The 13,798-nt window shown below is 44.2% G+C and carries 12 protein-coding genes and 1 pseudogene; all 13 read right to left on the bottom strand.

The features are described 5' to 3' along the window. Positions 1 to 122 precede the first annotated feature (122 nt). Positions 123 to 200, bottom strand: a pseudogene (locus tag H540_RS35060) (YjcZ family sporulation protein); the annotation flags it as partial. 782 nt (positions 201 to 982) lie between these two features. Next, complete coding sequence (locus H540_RS32780; protein WP_081415309.1) at positions 983 to 1,126, bottom strand: AsnC family protein; 144 nt, start codon at positions 1,124 to 1,126, stop codon at positions 983 to 985. A 128-nt stretch (positions 1,127 to 1,254) separates the two neighbouring features. Next, positions 1,255 to 1,869, bottom strand: a complete 615-nt coding sequence (locus H540_RS0127695; protein ID WP_028403339.1) for a LysE family translocator — start codon at positions 1,867 to 1,869, stop codon at positions 1,255 to 1,257. A 184-nt stretch (positions 1,870 to 2,053) separates the two neighbouring features. Continuing rightward, the gene (locus tag H540_RS0127690; protein ID WP_028403338.1) at positions 2,054 to 3,244 is read right to left on the bottom strand and encodes a PDZ domain-containing protein; all 1,191 of its coding nucleotides are present in this window, start codon (positions 3,242 to 3,244) and stop codon (positions 2,054 to 2,056) included. Positions 3,245 to 3,378: 134 nt separating this feature from the next. Further along, the gene (locus H540_RS0127685) at positions 3,379 to 4,815 is read right to left on the bottom strand and encodes a S41 family peptidase (RefSeq protein WP_028403337.1); all 1,437 of its coding nucleotides are present in this window, start codon (positions 4,813 to 4,815) and stop codon (positions 3,379 to 3,381) included. 122 nt (positions 4,816 to 4,937) lie between these two features. Beyond that, entirely contained in the window at positions 4,938 to 5,831 is an 894-nt protein-coding gene (gene ftsX / locus H540_RS0127680; RefSeq protein WP_028403336.1) for a permease-like cell division protein FtsX, read from the bottom strand. Next, a complete protein-coding gene (gene ftsE / locus H540_RS0127675) occupies positions 5,821 to 6,507 on the bottom strand; it encodes a cell division ATP-binding protein FtsE (RefSeq protein ID WP_051317323.1) in 687 nt (228 codons plus the stop codon). The genes ftsX and ftsE overlap by 11 nt, the downstream gene beginning before the upstream one ends. Positions 6,508 to 6,825: 318 nt before the next feature. Next, positions 6,826 to 7,152, bottom strand: a complete 327-nt coding sequence (gene cccB, locus H540_RS0127670; protein WP_028403334.1) for a cytochrome c551 — start codon at positions 7,150 to 7,152, stop codon at positions 6,826 to 6,828. 57 nt (positions 7,153 to 7,209) lie between these two features. After that, a complete protein-coding gene (locus tag H540_RS0127665; RefSeq protein ID WP_028403333.1) occupies positions 7,210 to 8,076 on the bottom strand; it encodes a YitT family protein in 867 nt (288 codons plus the stop codon). Positions 8,077 to 8,328: 252 nt separating this feature from the next. Further along, positions 8,329 to 8,463 (bottom strand): hypothetical protein, encoded by a 135-nt coding sequence (locus H540_RS35345; protein ID WP_281172552.1) that lies wholly within the window; start codon positions 8,461 to 8,463, stop codon positions 8,329 to 8,331. 212 nt (positions 8,464 to 8,675) lie between these two features. Then, positions 8,676 to 9,777 (bottom strand): peptide chain release factor 2 gene (gene prfB, locus H540_RS0127655; RefSeq protein ID WP_155891167.1). Its coding sequence is split into 2 segments (ribosomal slippage): positions 8,676 to 9,704 and positions 9,706 to 9,777, totalling 1,101 coding nucleotides; the frame shifts between segments, so codons are not numbered across the junction. A 200-nt stretch (positions 9,778 to 9,977) separates the two neighbouring features. Next, positions 9,978 to 12,485: a preprotein translocase subunit SecA gene (gene secA, locus H540_RS0127650; RefSeq protein ID WP_028403330.1), complete on the bottom strand. Its 2,508-nt coding sequence runs from the start codon at positions 12,483 to 12,485 to the stop codon at positions 9,978 to 9,980. Between the two features lie 424 nt (positions 12,486 to 12,909). Further along, positions 12,910 to 13,443 carry a ribosome hibernation-promoting factor, HPF/YfiA family gene (hpf, locus tag H540_RS0127640; protein WP_028403328.1) on the bottom strand — a complete coding sequence of 178 codons (534 nt, stop codon included), beginning with the start codon at positions 13,441 to 13,443 and terminating at the stop codon, positions 12,910 to 12,912. Between the last annotated feature and the right edge of the window lie 355 nt (positions 13,444 to 13,798).

Here is a 13,798-nt window from a genome sequence, read left to right as displayed (position 1 = left end):
TAATCAAAAGAAAAGCTCCTGTTGTTTATACAGGAGCTCTTCTATAGTTTTTAACAGTATCCATAACCACCATAACCACCGTAACCACCATAGCCACCATAGCCACCATGGCCACAGCAACAAGCTGCACCGACGATGATCAATAGGATAAACAATACAACAATTAAAGCAAAGCCACTACTAAAGCTATGTCCACTCATACATTCATGCCTCCTTTACTCTAAATATATTGGGGGGAGTAACTTAACGAGTCATCATTACAATATAATCAAGCAGAACAGCGGATAATTTATCGTATGTTTTTTCAATAACTATGGAACTAGTCCGTATTACAAATAGGCTCATAAATGCTATCATTACTACACATCCTAAAAAGCGAACTATATAAAACTGAATAAAAAAATCGTCTTTTTATAGTGGGGCGAGAGCATCCGGCGACGTGCAGAAGCGGTCAAACCCTTGGTTCATGCAAGGGTAAACCAGAGAGAGGAAGTAAGTGCCAATGCCGTTTTGTTCGAAATAGCAAATGAAAACGTCGAAATTATAAATCATTTATATATAACTGCCGATAATCTATATACACGGATAGATTCTTTCATCTTTAGTGTACAAGTTTCGCGGTTTGTCGGACTACTCTTTATTGTACTAACGAGTCGCGTTAATTGAATACGGTAAAAAAAAAAAAGACCGATTTCGGTCTTTTTTCTTTAAAATCCACAATGAAATTTAACAGGGTCCATAATTAGTTAGAATCATATATGCCGAATCTATATATAACTGACTAGTTTCCTCAAATTTTCACGCTTCATCTCTCAAATTGCACCGTTTATTATCCGACTTAGGCCATTTATTATCCGAAATGATGCACTTACTATCCAATTTGGACCATTTATTATCCAAATTCACACATTTACTATCCAAACTTTCATTTTATGCTTATTCTGTAAATTTGCCTTCAAAAAGCGGAAACACCGGGCTCTCCTTACACGAATCCATGACAATAGTGGTTCTTGTTTTTCTTACGCCCGGCAGGACCGGACAATTCAAGCTCCTGCGCCAGTTCCGCCCAAGTTGTTCTGCCGTTTCTCATCAGCACCTCAAGCACTTTTCGATCTAAAGCGTCCATATTCTCCCCTCCTCTTTATACGTACCCACTTTCCACAAATGCTTTCTCACCCATACAGATGCAAGCAACACTTCAAAGGCTTTGGAACAAGACTTACGGACGCGGCAATGATGCCATGGACAGACTTCTCATCCTGCAGCTACCTTATAAAGAGCGAGAATTCCAAACAACACGATAAGTGTACCGGACGCACGATTCACAAACAGAAAGTGCCGATACGTAAGCTTTCCCCGCAGACTTGCAGCTCCAAAGCTTAAGAAAAGCCACCACAGCGCTGAACCGATAAATACGCCGGCTACAAAAGAAGCCATATTCCCGTAAGCTTCTCCTTGCCCTATCCCTAAGCCGGCAAATATACCGAAAAAAGACAGGAGCGTCAGGGGATTTGTAAGCGTTAAAAGAAATGTAGATATATAGGCTTTTATCCAATCGCTTTTCGTTCCTTGCGCTGTTTCAGAAGACGGTCTGGAACGGAAAATATGAAACCCTAGATACAACAGAAATATACCGCCCAATATTTGCAGCATCCCTCTTCCTTGTATAAGCCCCGCTGACAAAACAGTTAAGCCTGAGCCGGCAAGCAAACCATACAAAGCATCTGCGGTTGCCGCACCAAGCCCGGAAACAAAGCCTGCCCACCTTCCTTGTTCAAGTGAGCGGCGTATGCACAAAATTCCAATCGGCCCAACCGGCGCTGCAATACATAAGCCAAGCACAATTCCTTTTACAATAAACTCCAGCATCCTATCTCCGCCTTTCATTTCATTAGGAAGTATTTAATCTTTTCTTCTTATTCCAGAACAACATCTGGAGTAAGAAGAAAAGGAAGGCTTCTATGATTTCTCATAGATAGACAGCCTTCCTTTACAAGATTCATTTTATTATCGTCGTTCAGACTCATGTCAAAAACGTTCGGTTTCTTTTTGCCTACACCGCTTCCGTACTCCGATCGCCATCCTGCCGCACAAATAAAACGCCAAGCTCATGGTGATCTCCTGCATACACCGCACGCTGCGCCAGACGCAGTTCGCCGTTTACATCTATAACCTCCATCTTACAGAAGGCCCCTTGGTGCTGCAATGCCGTATAGAAATCTCTTACCGTCTCCGGTGCAATCCCGTTCACTTTCGCAATGATTTCTCCCGGCTGCAGGTCCATTTCTTCTGCAGCTGATCCTGGCAGTATGTCTAAAATCATCAAACCTGCCTTTTGTACTGAAAAATACGGCGGCTCTTTTTCATCTTCTATTCGTCCGCGAATGGTAATTGTAAATCGGCCGAGCATTGCGATACCTGCCGCTGCAATCGCTATGCTCGGAAGCCACAAGCTGATGAGCGCCAATACGAATACAAGCAAGCTGAGTCCGGTCACGCGGCGGCCTGTATAGAAAATAGCTTTGCTTGGCAGCATCCCCTTCGTTTTATTGGAGAAACCAATGCCAAACGGCACAAGAAACAAAGAGAAGGTGTGCGAATCAACTGAAATAACCGGCCACCATGCAAATAATTCCTTCACACCATCCCCTGGCACAAGAACGAATAGCGGTACAATCCACAAGCGTTTACATACATGCATGCCGATTGTCAAACCGCGTTTTCCTTTTAAAATGCGCGGCGTTGACCCGCCAACAGCGCGTCTCGTGATGAGAAACCCTTCGGCAAACAGCAGGAATGACAGGAGGAAAGCTAACGCGGTCAAGCTTGTCCCTTCTGTATCAGCCAGCAATTTGTCTGCAAACGGCATACCTGTTTGCAGCTTCGGCACAAACATAAAGAAAAAAATCGCAATCCCCACGCTGTACGCCGCTGATAAATAGCGATATTGCAGGAGGAGTGCAAAGCATACCGTCCATAAAGCAATTACCGTCAAGCTTGCTTTTGATAACACGAGTCCCACGCCGATTGTAAGCAGGGACAGCAGCAGTCCGATGCTCACGCCTGTAAAGAGGGAAGTACGAGTTTCGTATAATATATCATACACCTTAAAGGAAAATTCCTTTCGTTCCCTTCTCACTCGCCAATAGCCTACTAGGAAACTGCTAATAAAAAACATATACACTGCAGGATGCAGAAAAAAACGCCCGATGGCTTTCAGACCTTCTAACAGCCAAGCCTCCACTTTACCGCCTCCTCTTCGAAGTAGTTCTTTGTTTATCTTAACATATTCTTACAGCGTTTCGGTTTAGGGTCCATAAAAAAGTATACAGACGCACTTGTCTGTATACTTTCGACAATTTCTATAAAATTCCTGTCTTATTTTGCGACGAGCTTCACTGCTGCTTGCAGCTGCAGGTCATTTTCGCCGGAACGAATTTTTTCGATGATTTTATTTTGGATGGCATCCGCCGTTTTTTGATCGATAACACCTGTTGTATTCATTTTATTCGTTTGCTGGAACGCTTTGACCGCTGTTTCCGTTTCTTTGCTGAAATAGCCGTCCGCGCGCCCCGGTTCAAAGCCAAGGTCTTTTAACAGCTCTTGTGCGCGTTTCACTTGTTCGTTGTTCACGTTATAGGACAGCGGCTTTTCGAATTGAATCGGTGTTGCGTAATAGTAATCGGGCTGCTTCAGCTCTACAGTCGGTTCGATGCCTTTTTTGTGAATCCAGTTGCCGTCCGGCGTCAGCCATTTGAACATCGTCAGCTTAATATTGCTGCCGTCTGGAAGCGGCACAGCCTGCTGCACAGTCCCTTTACCGAACGTTTTAACTCCGACAAGCGGATAGTTCTCCGCTTCCTTCAGCGCACCGGCAAGTATCTCAGAAGCGGAGGCGCTTCCGTTATCAACCAGTACAGCAATCGGATACGGCTTGCGTTCTTTTAAGGATGTAAATGCCTTTTGACGCTTGCCGTCCCGATCTTCTACCTGCACCATTGGCTTCTTGTCAGTTACAAGCACTTTCAGGATATCTTCTACGCTTGTTAAATAACCGCCCGGGTTGCCGCGTACATCAATAACAAGTCCTTGAATTTTCTTTTTCTCAAGCTCTGTCAATTTATCTTTGAATTCCTTCGCTGTCTCTTCTGAAAAAGAAGTAATTTGCAAGTAACCGATATCTTTTCCATTTTCCTTTTTCACAGAACTGAATACAGTCAGCAATGGAATTTTATCGCGTGTAATTTTAAAAGTAAGGGGATTATCAACGCCCGGACGCTGAATTTGAAGTGTTACCGTCGTACCCTTCTTACCGCGAATTTTCAGCACAGCTTCCTCACGCGTTAAATCCTTTACATTGTCTCCATTCACGGCGAGGATTTGATCGTTTGGCTTAATACCCGCTTTCTCGGCCGGCGAATCTTTAATCGGTGAAACGATAACCAGCTTATCATCCACTTTGTTAACCTCTGCCCCGATTCCCTCTAGAGAAGAATCCAGAGATTGCGTAAACTGTTCTGCCGTTTTCTTATCCATATAGGTGGAATACGGGTCTTTCAATGTACCAAGCATCCCTTGAATGGCACCTTCGACAAGTTTGTCTTCATTTACGTTTTCTACATACTTTGAATCAATCAAATCGTAAGCTTGCCGGATCTTCTGCAGATCCTCCTCTTTTGTCGGCGCATTTGACTTGCTCGACAACGCGCTTCCTGCGTACGACTGACTGTTTACATATTGCATACCTGCAAACATTCCGCCTGCACCTGCTAAAAACGCCACAATGATCCAAATAATCGCTATTTTACGTTTCAATACGGAATCTCCTTTCCGGTTCCAACTATGTACTCAAAAGGCATCACACATATTGTGTGATGCCTGTACCTATGTCTACTATATGATAAGCTTGTACGAAATATGTTTGCAACTTTTTCTCGTTAAACCTTCAAAAATTTACGGATGGACATAACGCTTCCCCACATGCCGATTAAGCAGCCGATTAAAATGAGCAGACCTGTCAATTGGAATATGAACGGGCTGTATGGAAGCAATTCAAAAATAGTGCCCGCAAATTTTTCCTGCAGTACAGACTGCACAGAGCTGTATGCTGACATAATTAGCACCATTGGCAGCAAGGAGCCTAGGAAACCAAGGAATAAGCCTTCAAGCAAGAACGGCCAGCGAATGAACCAGTTTGTCGCGCCGACAAGCTTCATGATTTCGATTTCTGTACGTCTTGCATAAATCGTAATTTTAATTGTATTGGAAATCAGGAACATTGCCGTGAATAAGAGACCGGCAATCAATACGATTCCGATATTTCGTCCGACCTTTACAGTACTGAACAGCTTTTCAACTTCTCCTTTTCCGTACTGTACGTTGCTGACATAATTCAATTTCTCGATTTTTGCTGCAACATTTGCCGTATCACGCGGCTGCTTTGTTTTCACAATATATACATCCTTCAGCGGATTGTCCTGCTCAAACAGCTCAAAGGACTTTCCAGTGTCTCCAAAGCTTTTAATGACACGCTTCAGCTCTGCTTCTTTAGAAGAATATTTAATGGATTCTATCTGTGAAATTTTTTCTATATTCGCTTTTAAGGCTTTCTGATCCTCTTTTGAAGCAGCAGGATCAATGTGCACACGAATCTCTACGTCCTTTTCTACCTTGGACGCAAAATGGTTCATATTCATAATAACAGCTAAAAATACGCCGACAAGCAATAATGTAATTGTTACTGCACTGACAGAGGCAAACGTCATCCAGCCGTTACGAGCCAGACTCTTGACGCCTTCGCGCAAATGTCGAGTAAAGGTATTAGCTTTCATATCCGTATCCTCCCTCAACCTCGTCTCGGACAATCTTTCCGCCTTCAATCGCAAGAACGCGGTGGCGAATCGTATCTACGATTTCAGCATTATGCGTCGCCATAATAATCGTTGTTCCTTGACTGTTGATTTCTTTAAAAATGTCCATAATCTCCCACGCTGTATCCATATCCAAGTTCCCTGTCGGCTCGTCCGCAATCACAACCTTCGGCTCATTTACAATGGCGCGCGCAATTGCCACACGCTGCTGCTCGCCGCCAGAAAGCTGGTTTGGAAGAGAATCAGCTTTGTCGTCAAGTCTAACAAGCTTCAATACTTCTGCAACCCGCTTCTCAATCACTTCACGTTTTTCCTCAATTACTTCAAGCGCAAAGGCTACGTTCTCGTGAACAGTAAGCTTCGGAAGCAAACGGAAGTTTTGGAAAATCACGCCGATTTGACGACGGAAATACGGGATATCGCGCTCATGAAGCGTTTCTAAAGACAACCCGTTTACATTGATGGATCCAGTTGTCGGTTTCTCCTCGCGGTACATCATTTTAGTAAATGTAGATTTACCCGCGCCGCTCGGTCCCACTACATAGACAAACTCGCCTTGCTTGATTTTCACTGTAATGCCGTTCGCCGCCTGCACGCCGTTGGCATATGTTTTATACACATTGGTCATTGTTATCATTATACATCACCCAAATTTTTGAAATTTGTCCTTTTCGACATAGTCTACGAAAATATAAGACTTTCATGCAAATTTCTACACAAAACCACAGAAAAGTAGTTACCGCTCTATATTGTAACATCATTATTTTTCAAATGCCGCTACATTTATATTACAGTTACGTTACAATAGAAAAGGTATTATATATGCAACTATTATAATTACAAAATAAAAAAGCGTATTTTATTTTATGGAAATAACAAGGAGATTTTTAATATAAAGGAAATTTAATAAAAAATAAAAAACCTTCTGTCTCTTCAGACAGAAGGCTCCAAAGCATTATTTTTTTCCTGAAAGCCATTCTGCAACCTTTGTGGCGTCCGCGCCTTTGATGACGCCGGCCGGCATGCCGCCGCGTCCGTTTGCGATGATTTTTTCAATGTCTGCCTGTTCATATTTGCCGCCGACTTTCGCTAAAGAAGGACCAATTTTCCCTTGCAGATTATCCCCATGACAGCTAGAACAGCTTTGCTGATAAATCTTTTCTCCATCGCCGCTCGCTGTTTGCGTCGTATCGGAAGGTTTGCTTTCTTCTTTCTTTCCGCAAGCTCCCATGCTAAGAGCAAGCGCAGCTCCAACCATAGCAACAAGAAGTTTTTTCTTCATACATTTCGCTCCCCATCTATCAGAATTACACATTTCCTCATATTCATTATAAGGAATTTATGCTCTTTTAAAACCTTCCCCCAATACCTCTGAAGCATCCATTACTACAACGAATGCTGACGGATCAAGGCCTCTTACGAGTTGTTTCAATTTTGTGAACTCGGTTTGATCAACCACGCACATTAATACAGGGCGTTCATCATCTGTAAAACCGCCTGTTCCGGGCAGTTTCGTCACCCCGCGGTCAATGCTCTCCAGAATGCCTTTACGGACTTCTTCCTCTTCCTTCGTAATGATGATGGCCATTTTCGAACGCCCGAGACCGACTTGTACAAGATCAATTGTTTTACTCGTTACGTACAGACCGATAAGCGCGTACATCCCTGCTTCTAAACTGAATACAATAGCAGAGGCTATTACAATCAGTCCGTCAATAGCCGCAACGCACAGCCCAAGCGTAAAGCCCGTGTACTTATGTATGATCTGCGCAGCCAAATCTGTGCCGCCTGTAGAAGCTTTGCCGCGAAACACAATACCAAGTCCAAGTCCGACGCCGATGCCGCCGAACAACGATCCAAGCAGCGGATTGTGGGTAGCAGGCTCTAAATCCTTTGACAAGAATACGACCAGCGGCAAGAAAATTGTCCCCACCAATGTCTTGATTCCAAACTGTTTTCCGAGCAAAATCACTCCTGCGATAAACAGCGGGATATTGAAAGCCCATTGCACATAAGCTGGCTCCCAATTAAACAGCGTTTTTAAAATCGTACTAATACCGCTGACTCCTCCTGAAGCTACTTTATTCGGGAGCAGGAACAAGTTAAAGGCAAGAGCGATCATGGCTGATCCGATAATGATATATAAATATTCCAAAATGATTTGCAAAGCAGGATTTGTATGCCGTGCTGCATATTTTTTTCCCATAATACTTTGTACTCCTTCTAAAAACCGATATTTCCTATTTTGTCCCCGCTTACACTTTCCTATTTTAAAATTGTATTGAAACTGTAATTCCCACAGCCTTTGCCGTAAAATCACACTCTATATTTTTTAATTTTCTACTTTTTACGGCGAATATGTATATAGGCTATGATTAAGTCATCTCCCATAAAAAAAGAGAAGTTGCGCTTCTCAACTTCTCTTCCTCTCTTATCCTCCATACGAGAAAGAAAACTGTCATCCTCTGTTGTTTCTTCGATCTTGCCTCGTATTCCCCATGTAAGCCAACGCTATGTTGGCTTTTTTCTTTATGTCCGGCGCTGCCGGCTCCGCTTTTCTTGGTGTCCAGCTCCATCGGCTAGGCGCTGCCACCTAAGAACCTCCGCCACAAAAAGGCAAAAAGCGCCTTTTAGGGCGGAGAACCTTAGGTTCTGCGCCTGGGCAAGCCGGCTCCGCTTTTCTTGGTGTCCAGCTCCATCGGCTAGCTCCTCCTGTCAGAGAACCTCCACCCATAAAGGCAAAAAGCGCCTTTTTGGGTGAAGAACCTCTGCCTTCCGGAGCTGACCAAGCCGATTCCGCTTTTCTTAGGAAATGCGGGAGCGCAAGTATGCATCGATGAACGCATTGATTTCTCCGTCCATCACAGCTTGTACGTTTCCGACCTCCGTGCTTGTGCGGTGATCTTTCACGAGAGAATACGGATGGAATACATATGAGCGGATTTGGCTTCCCCAGCCGATTTCCTTTTGCTCACCGCGAATTTCATCCAGCTCCGCCTGTTGTTCTTCCAATTTCTTTTGGTACAGCTTCGCTTGCAGCATTTTCATTGCTCTATCACGGTTCTTGATTTGAGAACGCTCAGACTGACATGTGACAACCGTATTCGTCGGAGTATGCGTAATACGAACAGCGGAATCCGTCGTATTGATGTGCTGTCCACCCGCACCGCTTGCACGGTATGTGTCGATCTTCAAGTCCTCTGTGCGTATATCAACTTCAATATTTTCGTCAAATTCAGGCATGACTTCGCATGAAACGAAGGATGTATGACGGCGGCCTGAAGAGTCAAACGGCGAAATACGAACAAGACGGTGAACGCCTTTTTCCGCTTTTAAATAACCGTATGCGTTATGGCCTTTAATGAGCAGCGTAACGCTCTTGATTCCCGCTTCGTCACCAGGAAGATAGTCAAGCGTTTCAACCTTGAAGCCTCTCTTCTCCGCCCAACGCGTATACATACGAAGCAGCATTGAACCCCAATCCTGTGATTCTGTTCCGCCGGCGCCTGGATGTAATTCAAGAATGGCATTGTTTTTATCGTACTCATCACTCAATAAAAGCTGCAGCTCATACTCATTCATTTCATTGAGCAGGCGTTTTACTTCTATTTCAAGCTCGTCTTTTAATTCTTCATCATATTCTTCTTTTACAAGATCATGAGTAAGCTCAAGGTTTTCATACGTTTCACTTAAATCTGTGAATTTTCCTACCATATCTTTTAGTGCGTTCGCTTCGTTAATAACTGTTTGAGCGCCGCGCTGGTCATCCCAAAACGTCGGACCCATCATGATTTCCTCTAGCTCTTCAATGCGCGTTTGCTTGTTAGCGAGGTCAAAGAGACCCCCTAAAGTCAGCTAATCGCTTAGCCATTTTTTCAAGCTCTTGTCTAATTTCTACCAATTCCATATACGTCACCTCTATTACGTAGTAAACAACGCAAACTCTCCCTGCATCCGCAGAGAGAGTTTGCAAATTGCTTCTTGTGTAGCGTTAATCTTTCCGGAGATACTTCCCTCTAATCTTGCCCTCAGTAACATACACTGCATATTTTATGGCAAAATATCTTTTTGAAGAAAATATCAGCAGAGTGAAAAAGCTTTTCTATTTTATTTTATAATTCCATGGCAGCTCTTATACTTTTTGCCGCTTCCGCACGGACATGGATCGTTGCGGCCTATTTGATCGTTTTTCACAACAGGCTTGCGCTTTACTTCCTCGCCGTCGCCTTGGTGAACTGCTTCACCTTGCGCTACTTCTTGGCGCTCCAGGTTATTTTCGATTTGTGCCTTCATGATGTAACGGGCTATCTCTTCTTCAATAGCAGCAATCATTGCCTCAAACATAGCGAAGCCTTCCATTTGGTATTCGCGAAGCGGGTCGATTTGGCCGTAAGCGCGCAAGTGGATACCTTCGCGCAAATGATCCATCGCATCGATGTGATCCATCCACTTCGTATCTACCACACGAAGCACAACAACCTTTTCAAACTCGCGCATTTGCTCGTATGGAAGTATTTCTTCCTTCGCATCGTAGTGCTGTTTTACCTTGCCGAAGATAAGGTCCGTCATTTCTTCCGGTGCCAGACGGCGAAGCTCATCCTCTGTTACGTCGCCTTCTTCAAGGACGGATGCTTCTAGATAGTCAATCAAGCCTTTGATGTTCCAATCTTCGTCAAGCTCCTCTATTGTATGAGTACCCACTGCGCGTTCAATTGTGCCATGAATCATGTCTTCAATAATGCTGCGCAGATTTTCGGATTCCAATACATCTTGACGCTGCTTGTAAATAACCTCGCGCTGCTGGCGAAGCACGTCGTCGTATTGAAGCAATTGTTTACGCGCATCGTAGTTATTACCCTCTACGCGTTTTTGCGCAGACTCTACGGCACGTGATACCATCTTGCTTTCAATCGGCTGAGAATCGTCCATGCCAAGGCGGTCCATCATCATTCTCATATTGTCAGAACCGAAACGGCGCATCAATTCATCTTCCATGGAAAGATAGAATTGCGTAACCCCCGAATCTCCTTGACGGCCGGAACGTCCGCGCAGCTGGTTATCGATGCGTCGGCTTTCATGACGTTCTGTACCGATAACCGCAAGACCGCCAACCTCTTTCACGCCTTCGCCGAGCTTAATATCCGTACCGCGGCCCGCCATGTTTGTAGCGATTGTAACCGAGCCCTTTTGACCGGCATCCGCAATGATATCCGCTTCGCGCGCATGGTTTTTCGCGTTCAATATGTTATGTTTTACGCCTTTGCGCAGAAGCATTTTGGAAATTAATTCAGATGTTTCAATCGCAACCGTACCTACAAGCACAGGCTGGCCTTTTTTGTAGCGCTCTACGATATCCTCTACAACGGCGTTAAATTTTCCTTCCATCGTCTTGAAAATCAAGTCAGGGCGGTCATCACGCGCTATATCTCTATTTGTAGGAATTACAATAACATGCATATTGTAGATGTTGCGGAACTCTTCTTCCTCTGTCTTCGCTGTACCCGTCATACCGGAAAGCTTTTCATACATACGGAAGTAGTTCTGGAACGTAATGGTTGCCAGCGTCATGCTTTCATTTTGAATTTCCACGCCTTCTTTTGCTTCAATCGCTTGATGCAAGCCTTCGCTGTAGCGGCGTCCCTTCATAAGACGGCCTGTAAATTGGTCTACAATTACGATCTCGCCGTCTTGCACAACGTAATCAATATCGAGACTCATGACTACGTGAGCGCGCAATGCTTGGTTAATATGATGAAGCAATGTTACATGCTTCAAATCGAATAAATTTTCTACATGGAATGATTTTTCCGCTTTGTTAATGCCCTCTTCTGTCAGCATGACATTCTTTGTTTTTTCATCATAAGAGAAATCTGTTTCCTGACGGAGCGTACGCACGAAAGCATTTGCGAATAAATACAGCTCCGCGGATTTTTTGGCTTGTCCGGAAATGATGAGCGGCGTACGCGCTTCATCGATTAAGATGGAGTCTACTTCATCGATTACGGCATAATGAAGCGGACGCTGTACGCGCTGTTCTTTGTACAAAACCATGTTATCGCGCAAGTAATCAAAGCCTAGCTCATTATTTGTGCTGTACGTAATGTCCGCAGCATACGCCTCTTGCTTTTCTTCGCGTGACATGCTGTTTAAGTTCAAGCCGACCGTTAAACCAAGGAACTCATGCAGCTGTCCCATTTCATTCGCGTCACGATGCGCCAGGTATTCGTTGACTGTCACAACATGAACGCCTTTTCCGGTCAAGGCATTTAAATACACAGGCATAGTGGAAGTTAATGTTTTACCTTCCCCTGTTTTCATCTCAGAGATATTCCCTTCATGAAGCGAGATACCGCCCATGATTTGTACCGGATACGGGCGCATGCCAAGAATGCGGGTAGCAGCTTCCCGAACTACGGCAAATGCTTCCGGCAGCAAATCATCCACTGTTTCTCCCTTCGCGAGACGCTCCTTGAATTCCGGTGTTTTCGCTTTTAATTGTTCATCTGTTAAGTTTGTCATTTCCGGACCAAGCGCATCAACCTGATCTACAATCTTTTGCATGCGATTGATTTGGCGCTGGTTCGTATCAAATACCTTTTTCAAAATACCAATCATAGGAATACGCTCCTCTTTGTGAGATATATAAGAAAATCTTTTGAGCAAGATGAAAATATCGATAGAAACCCACAAATAATTGTAACACTTGAACTATAAATATGACAACAATACTATGCCCGCATGCACTTGTCAAGAGAAAAGCGGAGCCGGCTCGTTCAGGTGCAGAACCAGAGGTTCTCTACCCTTAAAGGCGCGTTTTGCCTTTATGTGGTAGAGGTTCTCTGGTGGCAGCACCTAGCCGGCGGAGCTGGACATCACGAAAAGCGGAATCGGCTCGTTCAGCTCCGGAAGGCAGAGGTTCTCCACCCAAAAAGGCGCTTTTTGCCTTTGTGCAGCCCTTCTTTTCCTTTGTGCAGCCCTTCTTTTGTTTTCTCATAACCATAATAAAAAGCGCAGCTGCCTCAGCTGCGCTTTTTGTGCGTTATTTCGTTTCAATCAAACCGTATTTACCGTCTCTGCGAGTATATACGACGTTTGTTTCATTTGTATCGGAGTTTGTGAAAACGAAGAAGTTATGGCCAAGCATGTTCATTTGCAGAACCGCTTCTTCCACATCCATAGGTTTCAAATCGAATCGCTTCGTACGAACAAGTTCGATATCGTCTTCTTCCACTTCTTCCTGTACGGCAACCAGCGCTTCCGTCCCTACAAACACTGCTTTCGTGCGAATTTTGCGGTTCACCTTCGTTTTATGCTTACGGATTTGTCGCTCTAATTTATCTACAACGAGATCAATAGCGGCATACATATCATCATGAGTTTCTTCCGCGCGAAGCATCAAATCTGAGAAAGGAATCGTCACCTCTACGCGCTGCTTGTCAGAGTATACTCGCAAGTTAACCTTAATTTCCGGGAATGTGTCAAAGTAGCGGTCAAGCTTGCTCAGCTTTTTCTCCACATATTCTCCTAATGCCGGAGTTACTTCAATGTTCTCACCACGAATGTTGAATTTCATAGGTGAACTCCTCCTTTCAAGCTATACATACTATATTCGGCACAAAGGCCGAACATCCCTTCCAATCATTCAGAAAAAAATCCAAAATTTATAAAAAAAATATCGAAAAATGTTGAAAGAGAAGATGTATCTATACTCATAATTTAACCTATAAACATTGCATAAAACGAACAAATGTGTGAAAAATTTGTTACATTTTAGGAAAAGCGGAGCCGGCTTGTTTAGGCGGAGAACCTTAGGTGGCAGTGCCTAGCCGGCGGAGCTGGACACCAGGAAAAGCGCAACCGGCTCGTTCAGGTGCAGAGACCAAGGTTCTCCGCCCTAAAAGGCGCTTTTTGCCTTTTTGTGGCGGAGG

The organism is Ectobacillus panaciterrae DSM 19096, assembly GCF_000430785.1.
Taxonomy (GTDB): Bacteria; Bacillota; Bacilli; order Bacillales; family Bacillaceae_G; genus Ectobacillus; species Ectobacillus panaciterrae.
The sequence above is the reverse complement of the archived record's forward strand: the minus strand, read 5'-3'. Positions and strand labels throughout refer to the sequence as shown.

Excerpts from the sequence above, each read along its gene's own strand:
- H540_RS32780 (WP_081415309.1), bottom strand. The coding sequence starts at position 1,126 with ATGGACGCTTTAGATCGAAAAGTGCTTGAGGTGCTGATGAGAAACGGC.
- ftsX (WP_028403336.1), bottom strand. The coding sequence starts at position 5,831 with ATGAAAGCTAATACCTTTACTCGACATTTGCGCGAAGGCGTCAAGAGT.
- hpf (WP_028403328.1), bottom strand. The coding sequence starts at position 13,443 with ATGAAATTCAACATTCGTGGTGAGAACATTGAAGTAACTCCGGCATTA.
- ftsE (WP_051317323.1), bottom strand. The coding sequence starts at position 6,507 with ATGATAACAATGACCAATGTGTATAAAACATATGCCAACGGCGTGCAG.
- H540_RS0127695 (WP_028403339.1), bottom strand. The coding sequence starts at position 1,869 with ATGCTGGAGTTTATTGTAAAAGGAATTGTGCTTGGCTTATGTATTGCA.
- H540_RS0127665 (WP_028403333.1), bottom strand. The coding sequence starts at position 8,076 with ATGGGAAAAAAATATGCAGCACGGCATACAAATCCTGCTTTGCAAATC.
- secA (WP_028403330.1), bottom strand. The coding sequence starts at position 12,485 with ATGATTGGTATTTTGAAAAAGGTATTTGATACGAACCAGCGCCAAATC.
- cccB (WP_028403334.1), bottom strand. The coding sequence starts at position 7,152 with ATGAAGAAAAAACTTCTTGTTGCTATGGTTGGAGCTGCGCTTGCTCTT.